The organism is Actinomadura sp. HBU206391 (assembly GCF_014323665.1).
In the GTDB taxonomy this organism is placed as follows: domain Bacteria; phylum Actinomycetota; class Actinomycetes; order Streptosporangiales; family Streptosporangiaceae; genus Actinomadura_C.
In genome coordinates this window covers 1-15366 of record NZ_JABVEB010000131.1, presented here as the reverse complement: position 1 = coordinate 15366, position 15366 = coordinate 1, and the positions used below count along the sequence as shown (strand labels likewise).

14 protein-coding genes are annotated in these 15366 nt (G+C 63.4%); 6 read left to right on the top strand and 8 right to left on the bottom strand.

Annotated features, from left to right (window positions below; translation table 11 throughout):
* Window positions 1–121: 121 nt before the first annotated feature.
* The 5 genes from HKK72_RS26870 to HKK72_RS26850 form a co-directional block, all read right to left on the bottom strand.
* Window positions 122–2122: a DUF3987 domain-containing protein gene (locus tag HKK72_RS26870; RefSeq protein ID WP_187237215.1), complete on the bottom strand. Its 2001-nt coding sequence runs from the start codon at window positions 2120–2122 to the stop codon at window positions 122–124.
* A gap of 374 nt (window positions 2123–2496) precedes the next feature.
* Window positions 2497–4683 (bottom strand): cell division protein FtsK, encoded by a 2187-nt coding sequence (locus HKK72_RS26865; protein ID WP_187237214.1) that lies wholly within the window; start codon window positions 4681–4683, stop codon window positions 2497–2499.
* Entirely contained in the window at window positions 4680–5783 is a 1104-nt protein-coding gene (locus tag HKK72_RS26860) for a hypothetical protein (protein ID WP_187237213.1), read from the bottom strand. Before HKK72_RS26860 ends, HKK72_RS26865 begins: the two co-directional genes overlap by 4 nt.
* Entirely contained in the window at window positions 5783–6085 is a 303-nt protein-coding gene (locus HKK72_RS26855) for a WhiB family transcriptional regulator (RefSeq protein ID WP_187237212.1), read from the bottom strand. Before HKK72_RS26855 ends, HKK72_RS26860 begins: the two co-directional genes overlap by 1 nt.
* A gap of 88 nt (window positions 6086–6173) precedes the next feature.
* On the bottom strand, window positions 6174–6335 hold the full coding sequence (locus tag HKK72_RS26850) for a hypothetical protein (RefSeq protein WP_187237211.1): 162 nt from the start codon (window positions 6333–6335) through the stop codon (window positions 6174–6176).
* Window positions 6336–6477: 142 nt separating this feature from the next.
* On the opposite strand from HKK72_RS26850, the gene HKK72_RS26845 reads away from it, so the two are divergent.
* The gene (locus tag HKK72_RS26845) at window positions 6478–7347 is read left to right on the top strand and encodes a winged helix-turn-helix domain-containing protein (RefSeq protein WP_187237210.1); all 870 of its coding nucleotides are present in this window, start codon (window positions 6478–6480) and stop codon (window positions 7345–7347) included.
* Window positions 7344–8024 (top strand): HAD family hydrolase, encoded by a 681-nt coding sequence (locus HKK72_RS26840; protein WP_187237209.1) that lies wholly within the window; start codon window positions 7344–7346, stop codon window positions 8022–8024. The genes HKK72_RS26845 and HKK72_RS26840 overlap by 4 nt, the downstream gene beginning before the upstream one ends.
* Before the next feature lie 28 nt (window positions 8025–8052).
* On the opposite strand, the gene HKK72_RS26835 is transcribed toward HKK72_RS26840, so the two are convergent.
* Window positions 8053–8307 carry a GntR family transcriptional regulator gene (locus HKK72_RS26835; protein ID WP_187237217.1) on the bottom strand — a complete coding sequence of 85 codons (255 nt, stop codon included), beginning with the start codon at window positions 8305–8307 and terminating at the stop codon, window positions 8053–8055.
* 239 nt (window positions 8308–8546) lie between these two features.
* Here HKK72_RS26835 and HKK72_RS40085 point away from each other — a divergent pair, with 239 nt between their 5' ends.
* From HKK72_RS40085 to HKK72_RS26825, 3 genes are all read left to right on the top strand, one after another.
* The gene (locus tag HKK72_RS40085) at window positions 8547–8840 is read left to right on the top strand and encodes a hypothetical protein (protein WP_222721165.1); all 294 of its coding nucleotides are present in this window, start codon (window positions 8547–8549) and stop codon (window positions 8838–8840) included.
* A gap of 201 nt (window positions 8841–9041) precedes the next feature.
* On the top strand, window positions 9042–9296 hold the full coding sequence (kleA, locus tag HKK72_RS26830) for a stable inheritance protein KleA (protein ID WP_222721164.1): 255 nt from the start codon (window positions 9042–9044) through the stop codon (window positions 9294–9296).
* Complete coding sequence (locus HKK72_RS26825; protein WP_261987228.1) at window positions 9293–9733, top strand: GntR family transcriptional regulator; 441 nt, start codon at window positions 9293–9295, stop codon at window positions 9731–9733. The genes kleA and HKK72_RS26825 overlap by 4 nt, the downstream gene beginning before the upstream one ends.
* Before the next feature lie 322 nt (window positions 9734–10055).
* Here HKK72_RS26825 and HKK72_RS26820 read toward each other — a convergent pair whose 3' ends face one another.
* The gene (locus HKK72_RS26820; RefSeq protein ID WP_261987229.1) at window positions 10056–12605 is read right to left on the bottom strand and encodes an NACHT domain-containing protein; all 2550 of its coding nucleotides are present in this window, start codon (window positions 12603–12605) and stop codon (window positions 10056–10058) included.
* Here HKK72_RS26820 and HKK72_RS41400 point away from each other — a divergent pair.
* Window positions 12573–12758, top strand: a complete 186-nt coding sequence (locus tag HKK72_RS41400) for a hypothetical protein (protein ID WP_261987230.1) — start codon at window positions 12573–12575, stop codon at window positions 12756–12758. The two genes, HKK72_RS26820 and HKK72_RS41400, sit on opposite strands and share 33 nt — an antisense overlap.
* Window positions 12759–14004: 1246 nt before the next feature.
* Here the strand turns inward: HKK72_RS41400 and HKK72_RS26815 are convergent.
* Entirely contained in the window at window positions 14005–14169 is a 165-nt protein-coding gene (locus HKK72_RS26815; RefSeq protein ID WP_187237218.1) for a hypothetical protein, read from the bottom strand.
* Window positions 14170–15366: the final 1197 nt, after the last annotated feature.

Genomic DNA, 15366 nt, shown 5'->3' with positions numbered 1-15366 from the left:
GGTCGGGCCCTGGTGACTGGTCGACAGAAACCGACAGAAAGGTTTGCGTCGGTTTCTGTCGACCTGTCTCGGGACGTTGGACTCGGCTGGGTGCGGCGTGCGCGATGACAGCGGGTGATGCTCATCGGCCGGCCTCAGCGGTGTTCGGGTGGAGTTCATAGGCAGGTGCGGCGGGCCGGCCTCGGCCGTTCGTGGGCGGTGCGGGGATACGTCGGACCCATCCGTGGGATTCGAGGACGCGTAGGCCAGGGTCGAGGTCGGTGACCTTGGCGAAGCGGTGTTTGAGCGAGCGCATGACGTCGCGTGCGGTGAATCGGTTGGTGGCGGTGTTGCGGGCCCAGTCCAGGAGTGCGCGTGCGTCGGCTACGGCCGGGTCGGCGCCGATGGTGTCGTAGGCGGCTTGTGCGTGGGCTACGAAGTACTCGCCGATGATCTGGGCGTTCGCGAACGTGGCGAGGTCGACCGGCCGGTACCAGCCGTCGCGGAGGTGCTCGGCCAGGTGGAGGAGAGCGGCGATGCGGACGACGGCGCCGACGAGTTTTCCGCCCCAGTCGGTCATGTGGGCCAGGTCGCCGGTGCCGGGCCGGAAGCGTGGTTCGGTCGCGGCGAGCAACTCCACGATGGCGTCCTGAGCGTCCGGAGTGAACGTCAGGTTGGCCGGGCCGCTCTCGGCGCCGGTGGTGTCGTTGAGGTCGTGCAGGGAGAGCACGAGCGCGGTGAGGTTGGCTGTGTAGATCCGGCTGACAGCCTCGGCGATGGGCTCGGGGCGTTCCTTGCGGTAGCCGAGCAGGGACTTAGGCACTGAGTACAGGAGCCGTCCGAGTAGGCCTTGTTCGCGGAACTGTGGGGTTTCGCCGAGTCTGGTGAGGACGCCGGGTTGGGTGCAGATGCCCAGGGTGATGGTGGCGGCGTCGATGCGTTCAGCGGGGCGGCCCATGCGGTCGATGCGCATCTCTTCGCCGGCGTGGCCGGACTTGAGGACGGCGAAGTTGGGGGCACCGGAGTAGCGACCGGCGGCGATGGAGAAGATCTCCCCTTCCGGGGACAGGACGGCGAACCTGCCGTTCTGCTCGGCCAGGTGTGAGGTGAGCCGCTCGACCGTGGCGTCATCAGAGAACAGGGACGGCTCGGCGGGGACCGTGGCGGCATCCAGCCGCATACGGGCGTCGGCGGCTTCGGTGAGCGCTTCGGCCTGGCGGATGACGTCGGTGGTTTCGGTGGCGGCTTTCTCGGTGCGTTCGGCGTCGGCCTCGGCGATCCGGCGGCTGATGATGGCTTCGGCGATGCGGGGTTGTGCTTGCTCGATGAGGAGCTTTTCGGCGGTCTTGATCGGGGCGGTCATGGCCTTGTAGACCTCGGACTTGCGGTTGCCGGGCGGGAGCACGATGAGGGTGAACAGGTTGGTCGGCTCGCTCCAGGCACCGGCGTTGACCCACACGTTCCCTCCGGCGGCGACGGCCAGAACGGCGAGCGCGAGACACCCGGCGAGGTCGGGCGGTGTCTGGGTGATCTCGGCGAGTCCGGCGGCGTACTCACCGACCCACGGCGGCAGGGCATAGATCGGGAACTCGGGGAGTTCGGGGGTGGCCGAGAGCGGGGTTGGGTCGGGCCACCCTCGGGTGTCGGCGGTGGTCAGGGTCGTGGCCTGCGCGGTCACCAGGGCTCGCAGGTTCGAGGTGGCGCTGTCGTCGGCGTGCTCGTGGCCGAGTTGGACGAGCCGTGTGCCGGTCTCGATGACCTGCCGGGCGTAGGCCAGGTCACGCAGCATGTGCGCGTAGTAGGTGGCGTTCGTGGTGGTCGGGACGGTGGTGATGAGGGTGTGCAGGTAGGGGGCGCCGCCGGCCTTGGCCAGATCGCGAGTGCCGATTTCGGCGCCGACCGCGAGGGGGTCGCAGGGTGCGTCACGGTCGGCCAGGGCGGTGATGGCCTGCCAGACCCGGGAGTGCGCGGGCCGGTAGAACTCGCTGCCGTCCAGCAGTTCGCGCACCTCATCGAGCGCGCGGGGGGAGAGCATCACGGCGCCGAGCACGCATTGTTCGGCCTCGATGTTGTGCGGCATCGCACGGGTGAAGTCGTCGGCCTGGTCGTCAGCGATGAGACGCAAGGGCGAGGGCTTGGTCATGCTGCGTCACGCTCCCGGTGGCTGTGTCCAGGTAGGTGGCCGGAGCAGGCCGGTTCGGGTGCGGGCGGGATCGTTGAGGGGCGGTCGGTCATGATGGGAGCTGCCTCCTTCTGTGATCGGTTGGGGGTTGCGGTCCCGGTGTCGTGCTTGGTGGCTTGTGCGCCGGGACCGCTTCGCGTCTGCGGTGGTGTCCGGTGTCTGGGCTCGGGTTGCTAGCAGCGGCGGCGGGGGTCACGGTGCGCCCCTAGGGCTGTTTTAGGCATGCGTGTACGCCGGGGCGCTAGATGCTTGATCGCTGGTCAGCACAGGGATGGGGCGCTAGCGGGGCCGCTAGGTCTAGCGGGGCCGGCCGCTAGACCTAGCGGTGATGGCGGCTACCGCTTGGGCTCGGGGCGGGTGGCGTCGAGGGCGGCTTGGATGTGGTCGCGGGTGACGCCTCGGCGGTTGGCGCCCTTGCCGGTCTCGTCCTGGCCCCAGACCTGCCCCGTGGTGATGCCGTGGGGTTTGAGGGCGTCGGCGAGTTGGGCGGGTGTCCATCCCGTGTAGATGCCGGAGCGTAGCTCGCCGAGCCGCGTCACGATGGTCTCCGACCACACCTTGTCCTCGCCTGGGGCGATGACGGCGGCCACGTCGGCGAGCAGCGAGACACCGTCGTCGGACGGTGCGGTGTCCTCGCCGGCGGCGTGTCCGGTGAGCGTGCTGGCGGCCTTGCGGAGCGCGCGGGCCCGGTCGGCTACCCGGTCGGCGGTAGGGGCGTCGAGGTAGTAGCCGCGGGTGATCTGCGGGTCATCGGTCTCGCCGGCGAGGTAACCGATGCCACGGTCTTGCTTGGTGAACGTGGTGGCGCGGATCCCGTTCTTGTACTTCGAGGTGCCAAGGATCATGTCGTTCTCGAGTTGTCCCATGACGCGCAGGCAGAACCGGATGCCCACGTTCGCGCTGATCCCGGTGGGCAGGCTGTCCTTGTCGGGCCGCTGGGTGGCGAGCAGCAGAATGATGCCGAGTGCGCGGCCTCTTTTGATGATGGTGGTGGCGAGTTCGCCGGCCTCCTTGCCGAGGTCGGGATCTGCGAACAGCTCCTGACATTCGTCGATCGCGAAGACCAGCGGGAACAACCCGAGCGACGTGCGGGCCGCGAGCTGTGGCGTGACCTTGTTCTCCGGCCGTACGTCCTTGGGCAGCGCCGTGATGGCCTTCGCGCGCCGCTCCAACTCTCTATGGACCTCGCGCAAGCTTGCCAGGCATGCCGCCTTGGTGGCGTCGTCGGCACCGGACCCGTAGTGGTGGGCGACCTTCTCGGCGAAGTCCAGGTCTCCGGTGCCTTTGAGCTCGAACACGCGCAACTGAGCGGTCACGTCCAGCGCGGACGCCAACAGCGGGATCTTGAGCGCGAAGGTCTTACCGGCACCGGGCATGGCGCCGATCAGCATGTTCGCGAACATCAGCGTCAACGTGACCGGGCGTCCGCGCTGGTCGGTGCCGAACGGGATCGGCTTGAACAGGTCAGCCGTACCGGTCTTGAGCAGCGGCCAGGCCGGCGGCTTGACCTGGCTCATGTCCTGGTCGCCGACCCACAGCACCAACCGTCCGGCGTGCTGGTCGTGAGCGGGCTCGGGCCACACGCACCCCAGCGGCCGGCGCAGACCAGACGCGAGCCGGTCACGGCGCTCCATGATGTCGGTGGCCGTCACCCCGTACGGCAGGTCCACGTCAGCGCGCCATCCGGGCCCATCGCGGGTGATCGGGGCGGGGAAGGTGATGCCGCCTCCACCCTTGCCCACCGCCTTGTTGATCTCGGCGATCCCCAGAGCGGCCAGCGCCCGTACGACGATCTCGGAGGTGAGCTTGGGCGCCTTGGTCGACACCACCGCAGTGTCGAGAATCCGGGCGTCCTCGGGGGTGCCGATCCATCCGAGCACGGCCACCAGGGCCGCCAGGGCGGTCGCCTGGGTGATTCCGCCGGCGGCCATGACGGCGGATGCTCCGAGGCCACCGCCGATGATGCCGGCGCCGGCGACGATGCGGCGCCACCGTACGCGGTCGTTGCGCTCGCGCAGCAGCTTTAGGTAGGTGTCGGCGTCGTTGCGGATCACCGCGTTCATGCGCAGCGGCATCGCCTCGGCGTCGAAGCACCACCGCCACGTACCGGCCACCACGCGCAGCGCGCCCTTTGGCGAGCGGAGCGTGAGCCGCAACCCGTACAGCGGGACCCGAGCTGCGTGGTAGCCGGTCACGTGACCGGCGTACCCGACGGCCCATCTGACCGTCGCCTTGGCCTCATGAGCGTCGCGCAACCAGGGGGCGATGATCGGCCGTCGCTTGGCACGGCGTCCGGCCATCATCTTCGTCCGGACATCCGGCCGGGCGGTGTCCGGCCGGTCGACCAGAACGCGACCGTCGATCACGTCCGTGTCGTCGGCATCGCCGGACCGAGGCGCCGTCGTCGGTGTGGTGGCGTCGTCGGTCGGAACAGCGTCCGGGGCACTGTCCGACGTTGGCGGTTGGGCGTCGGGGCGTACGGGCAGCTTGATGACCTCGCCCCAAGGCGTGTCCATGCTCATCGCGCGTCGTCTCCCTGGTCGGCCACAGGTGCGGCCGGGTCGGTGGCGGTGTCGTTGCTGTGCTGCGCAGCGGTGAGTTCGGTGGTGATGCGGGAGTGCAGGCGTCGGCCGGTTCGGTCAGAGACCTTCAGACGTCGGCCAAGCTCAGCGCCGGTCATGGTGGGCTCGGCGGTCAGCAGCGCACGGGCCTTGTCCTTCTGCCGTGCCGCTGCGCGGCCGGTCTTGGCGCCCGTCTTGCGGGTGGTGTTGGCCGTACGGTGTTGCCGTGGCGGTTCTGCTGGAGTGTCCGGCGCCCTGTCCGCCGCCGTGTCCGAGTCGGTGTCCGTCCCCGCGTCCGGCACGGTGTCCGCCGTCGTGGGACCGGTGTGCGGTGCGGGCAGTGCCGGCAGTTCCGTCCGGCCGTGGACCGCACGGCGTCCGGGCGCAATCGGTGCTTCGTCGAGCACCCACCTACGCAGGCCCTTGGTCGTGGTGACCGGCGCGAGCGCCAGACGCAACGTCCACAGCGCCACGCTGCCGGCCGCAGCCAACGGAGAGCCCTCACGATCGGCACCGGGCCGTCCGGCGAGCGCCTGTCGCCGTACGACGGCGATGAGACGGTCACTGGCGGCCGCGTACAGAGCGGCGGGCAGTGTCCATGCGGCGATGGACTTGGCCGAACTCATGTCGGCGGACAGGGCGTTCATGGCCAACGAGCCAAGGACGCACGCCAGGTTCAGGACTCGTTCGGTGACCGCCGGTCGGCCGAGCCGCGCCTGAGCGAGCGCCAGCAGCGCGAAGATGACCGCTGCCGCGTCAAGGCCAAGGGCTTCAAGCATCGAGGCGAAGTGCTCGCCCTTGATCTCGTGAACGAACGCGTACTGAGCCCGAAACGACACGTACCCCTGCGCGACCGCAAGGAGCAACAGCAGCACGCTGGCCACGGCCAGCAGCCAGCGGCCGGCGGTGTCCCGCGTCGTACGGTCCGCATCGCCCTTACCGCTGGCGCCGCGCCAAGCCGGCCGGTACCGCAGATTGTAGATCTCCACAGTGCGGTTGCGTCGGCCCTCGCTCGCCGGTTCGGTGCCGTTGAGCCTGTGCTTGGTGTCGGTGCCGAACATCAGGCGACCTCGCCCAGCTTGTGCGCCGACGTGCTCAGCGTGTGGAGCTGAGCGGCGGGCAGGCCGGCCCAGATGCCGTTCTTGGGGTTGGTCCGCAGGGCGAACTCAAGGCAGGAGTCGATCACCGGGCAGGACGCGCACACCTCACCGGCAGCGTCCTCGCGTGCCATCCGGTCCATGAGCGGCTCGATGGTGAAGGCGTCGGGCCCGGTGTGCAGCTCCGGGTCAAAGCGGCACTCGCCGTGCTGAAGGTCGTCGAGCAGATCGCCCAGGGGGACAGGGTTCAGGTCGTCGATGCGCATTGCGATCCTCCGCGGAAACGTGATCGGTTGGGGGTGGCGCCGGCGTCGTTGCTGGTGGCTTGTGCGTCGGCGGGAGTTGAGGTTGGCCCTAGAGGGCGTTGGCGAACTTGCCTGCCGCGTCGGCGGCCTGCATCAGCAGGTCACCGCCGTTCGTGACCATCTGTGCGGCGGCCTCGGGGTTCTTGAAGGTGAAGAGCAGGGCGATGGCGAGCACGACGTACCGGCCGTACTTCTTGGGCTGCGGAAACATCGGAACTACCTCCAACGGATGACTTGGCCGTCTTGGCTAGCCAAGTGCGAACGCCTGTAAGCATGGCGATCTTGGCTAGTCAGGTCAAGAGGTTCTGCTGAAACTCTTCTGGCTTGGCTAGTCAGGGCGTACGCTGTCGGCCATGAACACAGAGGCCGATCACCTCACTGACCTGGACCCCGACGACCCGCGGACACCGTCCCAGCAGATCGCGAACAAACTTCGCGCAGCGATCCTCACAGGCACCTTCAAGGCTGGCGACAAGCTCCCGTCGCAACCCGACCTCGCGACGCGCTACGGCGTGGCACGAGAAACCGTGAAGGCGGCATTGCGTACGCTGCAGGCCGATCGGCTGATTGTGACCCGGCAGGGGAGCGGCTCCTACGTGCGGGCCCAGACGGAACGCCCGGTAGGACTTCGCCCGCACATCGAAGCGGCATTCGAGCAGGCCCACGTCTCGATCGACTTCGCCGGATTCTCCGGCGAGACCCTGCACAACACCCTCATCGAGGTCCTGGACAAGGTGCGCGCCGGCCGACTCACTCCCGAGTCGCTCACGATCCGCATCATGATGTGCGACACCTCAGGACCCATGGCACTCCCACGCCGGGTCAGCACCGACACCGCCGAGTCGGCGATCCACCAGCGAGCCGACCGCATCACCCGCCGGGCCGTCGACGGGATCGCCGACGCCGTCCACGAGCTGGTCGACCTAGGGCTGATCAAATCAGGGGCCGTTGAGGTCCGCGTCCACGAGCTGACGCCAGCGTTCAAGCTGTACATCCTCAACGGAGAAGAGGCCTTCTACGGCTTCTATCCCGTCGTTGAACACACGATCCGGCTCGGCGGAGAATCCGCAGACGTCTATGACCTCATGGGCAAAGACGCGACGCTCTTCCACTTCTCGGCTAGCGACGACAGCGACATCTCCAACGGCCCTCAGTTCGTCAAGGAAGCCAAGTCTTGGTACGACTCGCTTTGGAACACGATTGCCCACGGTTACACGCCATGAGTGACCTGATTGGTCTCGTCGCCTCGGTTGATGCGATTCTCTTGGACTTTGACGGGCCGGTATGTCACCTGTTCGCAGGCTATTCCGCCTCGATCATTGCCGAGGAGTTGAGGGCTTACCTCGTCGGCGAGGGTTCTGCACTAGATGAGCGGGCGAAGAGCACATCAGACCCGCTTGCGCTCCTGCAGTGGACCTCGCGCCACCGGCCTGAGCTGCTGGGCCCCTTCGAGCAGCTCGAAGATGCTGCAGAGTACGCCGCAGCCGAGACTGCGAAGCCAACCGAGCATGCTGCGGATGTCATCGATCTCGCCATCGAGGCCGGCCGCCGAGTCGCGATCGTCAGCAATAACTCACGCGCGGCCATCGAGCGCTATCTCGAACTCCAAGGACTGTCGTCAAAGGTGACAACCATTGTTAGCAGGATCACCGGGCATCCAGAACTGATGAAACCAAACCCAAGGCCATTGATCGAGGCCGCAGAGAATCTAGGTACTCCTGTAGAAGCATGTGTACTCGTCGGTGACTCGGTCTCGGACATCACGGCAGCCGGCAATGCCGGCGCACGTAGCATCGGCTACGCAAAGAACCCCAGCCGAGCCGATGAACTGAGTGCAGCGGGAGCCGAATTCGTGGTTTCCAGCATGGGTGAACTCGCTGTGATTCTGCGCCGCAGCTAGGGCCGGAAACTGTTCGATGCTGGGTGGATCAGCCCTTTGGCTGCCGCCGGACGAACGTGCCGCGACCATGCAGTTTGACGACCAGACCGCGCTCCACCAGGACCTCGACAGCACGGACGATGGTCATCCGAGCGACTCCGTACTGTTCGGCCAAGGCGGGGATGGCCGGTAGCGCGGCGCCCTCAGTGAGAGTGCCGTCCTGGATCTGACCTTCGATGTGGTCGGCGATCTGGACATACCGGTATTCAGTCGGGTCCCACTTGATCGGGTATTCGGCGTCCATGGTCACGCTGGGGACTCTAGACATCCCCTGACCTGCATAAACTCCTAGGGCTGTCTCTAGACGTCTAAAGAGTTCTATAGTGTTCTACATACTTCTCTACAGAGGCGACGCCATGAAGTGTTCTGAACTCCCCATCTCGCACGCCGTCCCAGAGCCCTACGTCGACTACATCGCTCTGCACCAACGGACCAGGCGGCACGCCGGCGTTCCGAGTTCCTCAGCCAGCGGAGGTCTGATCAGTGAATGACCAAACCGCACGCCTGGCCCGGCTCGGTGCGTACCTGGCCTCCCACAGGCTCGATGTCGACCTGACGTCGTATGGGCTGCTGGTCCGAAATCCCGCGGCGCCGGCGTGCTGTTCCGAGGCAAAGCAGGGGAGTTTGGCCGACACCGTCACGTGTCGTCCCCGCCATGAGGACAGTGGCCGGCTGTGGTTCTACACGAGCTGGCGAGAGCCGATCGCCGACGCGCGCCGTGTCAGCGATGCAGTGGACGAGATCAAGAAGTACTTGGGGGTGCGTCATGCGTCATGATGCGATCAGGACCCAAGGTGTTGGTCCTATCAACGGCAGTGGCACGTCTCCAGGGCCGACCGACCTGAAGGAACGATTCCCCGGAGTCGTGACGTGGTACGGGGTCTTCACCGGCTCATGGTGGGCGTATCTCCCCATCGGCAGCGGTCGGCTGATCGAGGCTGTCTGCCCTGAAGATCTGACGAACACCCTCAGCGGCCTGTGGGACATCCAGCCATGGCCGCGATGACCCCCGACGAGATCCCCCCGAACGTCCGTACCGCGTTGCTCGCCGAGTTGTTCGGCGAATGGCTTGACGCTGTTCCCACGGCCCGCGACGCCTGGACGCTCACCCGCGAAGAGATTGCCCGCAAGCAGGAGCACACCGACGAGATCAGCGAGCGCATGGACTGGCTAAGGCACGGTACAAGGGCGGCTTCAGGACCACGCGAGCGGCCTGCGGAGGGGTCGCAATGACCGACCCCCGCAGTGTCGACCAGGGCATGTCCGAGTCGGGAAGGGAGTTCGGCTACCTCGGTGTCCTAGATCCAGACGCGCGCCAGGCAGCATGGCAGCAGATCGCGAACCAGATCCGTACGGCCATCGTCACCGGGGAGATCAAGCCAGGCGAGATGTTGCCATCCCAACCTCGGCTGGCGAGTCACTACGGCGTAGCGCGCGAGACCACCAAGGCCGCGCTCGCCTGGCTCCGCAACGAAGGTCTGATCCAAACCCGACAGGGCAAGGGAACCTTTGTACGTGGGTCTACCTTGCCGGGGGAGTATCAGCTTCGAACGGAGCTAATGGTTCTCTACGAGCGGGTTGGCCGGCTCAGCGGAGAACTTGCCGCTGTCGAGGGAGCACTTGCAAGCCTGATCGGCAGGTTCCCTGTTCGGGAGGACGAGAGCAACTGAACGCAATAGTCACAATCATCACCAAAACCCTATAGCCAGCCCCGCAGGCTTGTGGAGCCGGTCGTGTCCAGTAGTGCCTAATTTGAAGCCTGTCCGCATCGGTCTTAGCCCGACTCCGCCACGCCAGTGCCACGTGAGATACCGAATACGAGGAGCATTCACGCCATATTGGGCAGCGCATGCAGCTTTGAATCCGGCGCGCCCTCTAGAACTGGATCTTTAAGTGCGCCGCTGGCATAGCGTGGACACATTCGGGATTTTACCTGCGATCGGTATACCAGCCCCTGGACGGCGAGCTTATTCAGCAGCACGTAATATGCACTCAGTCGCGAGCTGCGGGAATCTCGGTCGACCGCCAAAAGCTAAGCTGTCCTGCAGCCCACGCATTAAAGAGATCTTGGAGCTCTGGAGCGAAGTCCAGTGGCGGAAGATCGACGCCATCCGTGGGGTCAATCCGCTGGCTCCAGTACATTTTTAGAGAGGATATTGGGTCGATATTGTCGAGGCTACCTAGTCTCATCCCTGGTTCGGCTTCAAAGCATATAGTGAGGAGAAGGGCAAAGCCGGCGCGTCCAACTAGTGGGAGATCCAGATCTCCATGAATTTCCATCGAGAAAAGAGCCGTAAAGCCCCTAAATGGCACCTTTTCGTTGGACGTCGCCTGCAGCGAATTAGGACGTGCTAGAGGGTTATTGTCTACTTTAGACAGTTCCTCCATCGCGGCAATGGCGATCTTTTTCCTGGGATGATCGCGTACTACGTAGCTGAGCATGATATCGGATGCGAGTTCTTCATGCCAGAGCCCGCCAATAAAGTAACGATGGTTCGAAAAGAGAAATCCTGCGCCATGCCAGTCCATGGCCTGGTCGAGGCTAATCCAATCGCACCTAAAAGCTATTCTTGTTAGCATTGGGTCTTTTGGGGCTCCGGCGATAATTCGATCCTTATGCTTTTCCGTAAGGGAATCGCCGAGGCTTTGCCAATACTTGCGGATCTCCTCGCCTTCGTGAGGCCCTGTGCGGTTCGCGATATAGGTGGGCAGATGAAATACTGAGATCCACTGCAATGTGCTAGTACGCTCTTGTTCGCTCCCTTCCTCTATCGCTTCTTCCACTAGGGCGCAGAGTTGCTCACATGCGATCGGTGAGCGAGAACCAGTAGACAGCATTAGCCAGCCGAGGGGGGCTGTGCGGCCAAAATCGCTCAGATCTGACCACATGTGTTTGAAGCATCGATCGGTTACGTCACGGATGAGCTTTGGAGGAAGATCAAGAAAGGTCAGGCACCGCGCAAGAAACGCCAACAGGTTGCCTACGCTTCCTGGAGCAGTGTATTTACGGGAGCCTAGCAGCGCCTGGAAGAATCTAGAGGCTCCATCTTGAGTATTCTTATTCTTAATCTGAACGGCTAGCTGTGCAACCACATCCCATTCTTCCCGAGCAATGTATGGTGCGAGGCTACGCGCTAGCTTCTCGGGAGTATCATTTATGCTTGCTAGATGTGCGGCGGTGAAGTACTCCAAGAATGTTCGATGGGTAAACGTAAATAGCGGCTCGCCGTCTACTGTCGTCCCAACCTCGTTGAAAACCCAGGCACGACCTCGACAGAACTCTATAAATTCCCGAGCTGCAGCGGCGGATTCGTCAACATTGTCGAACTTGCGACCCTTGAGATACTGTGTTGTTTCTTGGACCAATTCCTCTTCAGAAACCGCCGGCTCTGCCGCTTTCCGGCTCAATAGCCAGTGTGCAAGATGCCGAAGAACTGGCTCGATCAGGTCGCGTGCTCGTAGGTTCTGGTGTATGCCGCGGCTGGAGTCCCACGTTTCAAATAGAAGACTGGCGCACCTCTCATAAACGCCCGGGCGATTTCGAGGAAGTGAGCCTTCTCCGCGGTAAAGGATACAAAGTAGGGCGAGCATCAACGGATTGCTACGCAAATCTGATATATTGGAACTTTCGCCGATAAATGCGCTTGCCCATTCGTCAGGCTCCTGCTCGCCAAGGCGTCGCTCTTGACGGAACCATCTTATGGCGTACTCTTTCGCTTGGTCGCGAGAGAATTCAGCCAGTTGATAAGTTGCAAATTGTTTTTCGTCTAGTCTTGCCTGGCCGTACCCGACGCGCCGAGATGTAATTAGGGCAGAAGTTTGTGGATACTGGGTACAGAAATGCTCAACTTTCTTACTTACTTCGCGGCGACGGCGGGTGTCGACCAACTCGTCGAGCCCATCAAAGAACACGACCGCCTTGCCTGTCAGGAGTAGTCGCTCGACGAGCCCGTCCGGGGCCTTGCATTGGTAATGAGTTTCAAGTCGATGTTCAAGATATCCGACGATTGAATGGGATGGCGGGTCGTCCCTCGCGTATTCGCGTAGCACAACGAGCAATGGGATTGGCGCCGATGGGTCTTTAGCAAAACCATGTATCAGTACGCTAGAGGCGGTTGACTTTCCTCCACCCGGATCCCCTAGGAGGACAGATCGGTCTACTTGGCGACCGAATTCCCATATATCTATGGGATCATTGATCCCACTTTTAGCGTCTGGTTCGGCGAGGATGCTAGGCGGGACATATATTTCGTCAATTGGGACCCTGCGGCGGCGCTCGAAGTCGGGCGGCTCTATGAAACCGTGCTCCGAGATCAGGGCGCTCCGGTAGCGTGAGAGATACGCTCGTTCCCTAACGCGCTCAGCAGCCGGAGTCGAACTAACTACCTCTGCTTGTCGAGCAATTGCCTGCAATAGGGCCGAGTGGCGACCTGAGAATGCTTCCTCTCTGACCTTCGACCAAAAGTTCGCATCTCCAGCTTCAAGGCGCCCTGCGAGATCCTTTAGCTGGTGATCTGCAACGTCAAAGAAATTGCTCGCCATATTGGTAATTTCGACGTCATTGTCCTCAGGGAAGAAGTCCAGAGCGGTGAAGAGAAAGTTCTGCTTCACTCGCTCAAGCTCAATGGGTGGCGCGTCGGTCAGGCGCACGGTAATCAGTTCGTGAAGGGCGGTTTGCGCTTCGTGACCATATAGCCACCGAGAGGCATCTTCTTCTGAAACGGTTGCGGGAAGAGGTGGAATAGGGGCAACTTCTCGCGTTAGCTCGTATGAGTCAAACCATCCGGCAACCATTCGATCGTAATTATTAGGGCGTCCCCGTCGTGCCTTAACTGCTCGCGCCAACCAAGTCCCACTCATTCGGAGCGCAGCTGACAACGCTCCAGTCATGATCGCAGTACCTGCAGGCATAGGTCTCCTTGGTGGCGGCGCCTGGGTGGGCTGGGCGCACCAGAATAACCAGGTCAAGCCGGGCGCGCTACGATAACCATATTTTACTACTGCATCTGCTATTAATTCATGGGATAGGTTTGTTTACGGTATGACCGAAATTGCTGACTTGGCTGTGGATGAGCGCCTCGCCACTTATTGAAGCTTGTTATCCGGTGGGGTAGAGGGGTGGCTGGCGGCGGTTGGGAGGTTCTGAGGTGGGCCGGATCAGCGCGTGACCACCCAGAGGGGCCTCACGGTAGGCGCGCTGATCTAGCTGTTCAAGCCGACCGACTGCGCGTGGCGGAGCGCCCTTGTGCCTGTGGAGGAACTTCTCATCCGGCATGGCTCGATCTGCCGAATACGTGCTGAAACCTGGCCTGAGAGCATGCGTGTTGGATGCATTAGCCCAGGTCAGAGATGGAGAGGCCGAGGTAAAGGGCTATGGAGTTCAAATCCCCTCATCACCACCAGAGGGTCCAATGGCTGACCGCCGCCACTGGACTGCCTTCAGCAGCCCTGCTTAGTGTTGCTGCTCAGTTGTGGTGGGATCCGGCCCATCGAGGCTGTACACCAGGCTGATGACGGCCACATAGGAGGCGCAGGTAACGTAGGGAGAATCCGGTCACCCAGCGGGGTTAGGGTGCCCGGCATGGAACCCATGTGGAACGTTTCGTGTCCGGTACGCTGCCGGCGGCAGCCCATGTGCAGGTCAGAGGCGTAGGCGCCGTTGAGTCGTGTTCTCTCTGTAAAACCGTCGGCTCAGCCTACGTTGGTTCGAACCCAACACCCGCCACACCTGTGGGAACGGCCCCTGAACAGCGGAAACGCGTCAGGGGCCGACCTGTTTTCAAGATGAGGCATGTGCAGCCGGACGCCGCCCAGAGCCGCCGTTTGTCAGTGGTCGCGGGATATTCGCGGGATGGAATCGTGGACGTTTCCGCAGGTCGTCCCCTGAAACGGTGATGGGCCGCGGGATGGTTACCCCGGAGCCCTCGTACCGTACCCGCGCCTACTCGTCGAGCGCCTCGTCGATGCGCCGGTTCACGGTGGTGTCCTGGTCGTCGATGCACTTGGCGTATGCCCGCAGGAGGACAGAGACGCTGGGGCGCCGGCCTGCCGGCCGACCTTCCCTGGGCTCAGCCCCGCTCGGAGCGCGGGCGAAGGCAGACGGCATGGCCAGGCAAGGCAAGGCAAGGCAAGGCAATCGATGGCCTGCCACAGACGAGCCAGAGCGAGTGGTGATCAAGAGATGATCAAGGGCTTTGCAGCCCAAGCCGGTTTTATGGCGATCTGACATCCGGCGTGCTAGCTTCAGTCCGGCTGATCATGTGCCTGTGGAAAGAATGATCATGACTTGTCTACGAAGGGGCCGTGCCTCGTAGAGCACCGGCTTCACTTCGATCGCCCGCACCGCCCTGTTGGCGAAGTCCCTGGGTTCGATATCGCGATGTCCCCGGACTGTCGGGAGCAGCGAATGCGGCCATCCGCATTATTGAATGTGAGCAGCCGAGGCTGTATCCGGGCATAGTGTCCGTCGCGATGAGCGTGTGGTCCGTACGGGCATATGGCAGCAAGCGTCGCTGGAGGCCATGGGAGGCCGAGTTCGCTTGCGTCTGCTGCGATGTTGGCTGGGCCCGCGACAAGCTGGAAGAGGTCCTGTTCAAGCTCCCACCGCGAGCCGCGGGTGAGCTTCGGGCTCTGGTCAATGACCTAGACGAAGCTTTGATCCAGCGAACTCACCATGAACCGCAGGCAACTGATGAGTCGGCTTGGTGGCACCATCGGAGCCGGTAGTCTCGGGCAACTGTTCACATGAAACGGAGAAGGGCCCCGGGATGAAACCCGAAGCCCTCGTACCGTACCCGTGCCTACTCGTCGAGCTCTTCATCGGTGCGTCGGTTCACCCCGGCGCTGCGAGGTTGGGCCGATTGGCACGTTCTGTACTGAGTCTTCGCTGCGGCGCCACCGTTTGGGCCCGAGGCGGGTTGGCCCGATTCGGTCCGGCATCATGTGGGCGTGGCCGCACCAGTGAACGTTCGATGGCGCAGCGATTTGACCGCTGCGCTGGTCGACTCCGACAGTCCTAGTGCCGCATCAGGCAACGTTCGCCCTGTCGTGTTGCGCAGGCTGCGGCGCTTACGGGCGACATCGGTGTGCCTGGGGCCTCGGATAGGCTCAAGCATGCGATCTCGAACAGGCGGCATGTGGTGGGGGACCACGATCGAAGCGCCGGACCCCAGCGGCTTGGCGAGGTTCTATGCCGAGCTCCTCGATTGGCACATCGGGCACGAAGAGCCGGGAACAGCCATCGTGGCCGCTTCCCCGCAAGGGCCGTTGGGGGTTCCACCGTGATCGTGGACACCGGTTGCTA

Bases quoted from the DNA above. Each gene is read 5' to 3' on its own strand.
- HKK72_RS26865 (WP_187237214.1), bottom strand. From the start codon at position 4,683: ATGAGCATGGACACGCCTTGGGGCGAGGTCATCAAGCTGCCCGTACGC.
- HKK72_RS26850 (WP_187237211.1), bottom strand. From the start codon at position 6,335: ATGTTTCCGCAGCCCAAGAAGTACGGCCGGTACGTCGTGCTCGCCATC.
- HKK72_RS26820 (WP_261987229.1), bottom strand. From the start codon at position 12,605: ATGGCGAGCAATTTCTTTGACGTTGCAGATCACCAGCTAAAGGATCTC.
- HKK72_RS26870 (WP_187237215.1), bottom strand. From the start codon at position 2,122: ATGACCAAGCCCTCGCCCTTGCGTCTCATCGCTGACGACCAGGCCGAC.
- HKK72_RS26815 (WP_187237218.1), bottom strand. From the start codon at position 14,169: ATGCCGTCTGCCTTCGCCCGCGCTCCGAGCGGGGCTGAGCCCAGGGAA.
- HKK72_RS26825 (WP_261987228.1), top strand. From the start codon at position 9,293: ATGACCGACCCCCGCAGTGTCGACCAGGGCATGTCCGAGTCGGGAAGG.
- HKK72_RS26835 (WP_187237217.1), bottom strand. From the start codon at position 8,307: ATGGACGCCGAATACCCGATCAAGTGGGACCCGACTGAATACCGGTAT.
- HKK72_RS26860 (WP_187237213.1), bottom strand. From the start codon at position 5,783: ATGTTCGGCACCGACACCAAGCACAGGCTCAACGGCACCGAACCGGCG.
- HKK72_RS26845 (WP_187237210.1), top strand. From the start codon at position 6,478: ATGAACACAGAGGCCGATCACCTCACTGACCTGGACCCCGACGACCCG.
- HKK72_RS26855 (WP_187237212.1), bottom strand. From the start codon at position 6,085: ATGCGCATCGACGACCTGAACCCTGTCCCCCTGGGCGATCTGCTCGAC.
- HKK72_RS26840 (WP_187237209.1), top strand. From the start codon at position 7,344: ATGAGTGACCTGATTGGTCTCGTCGCCTCGGTTGATGCGATTCTCTTG.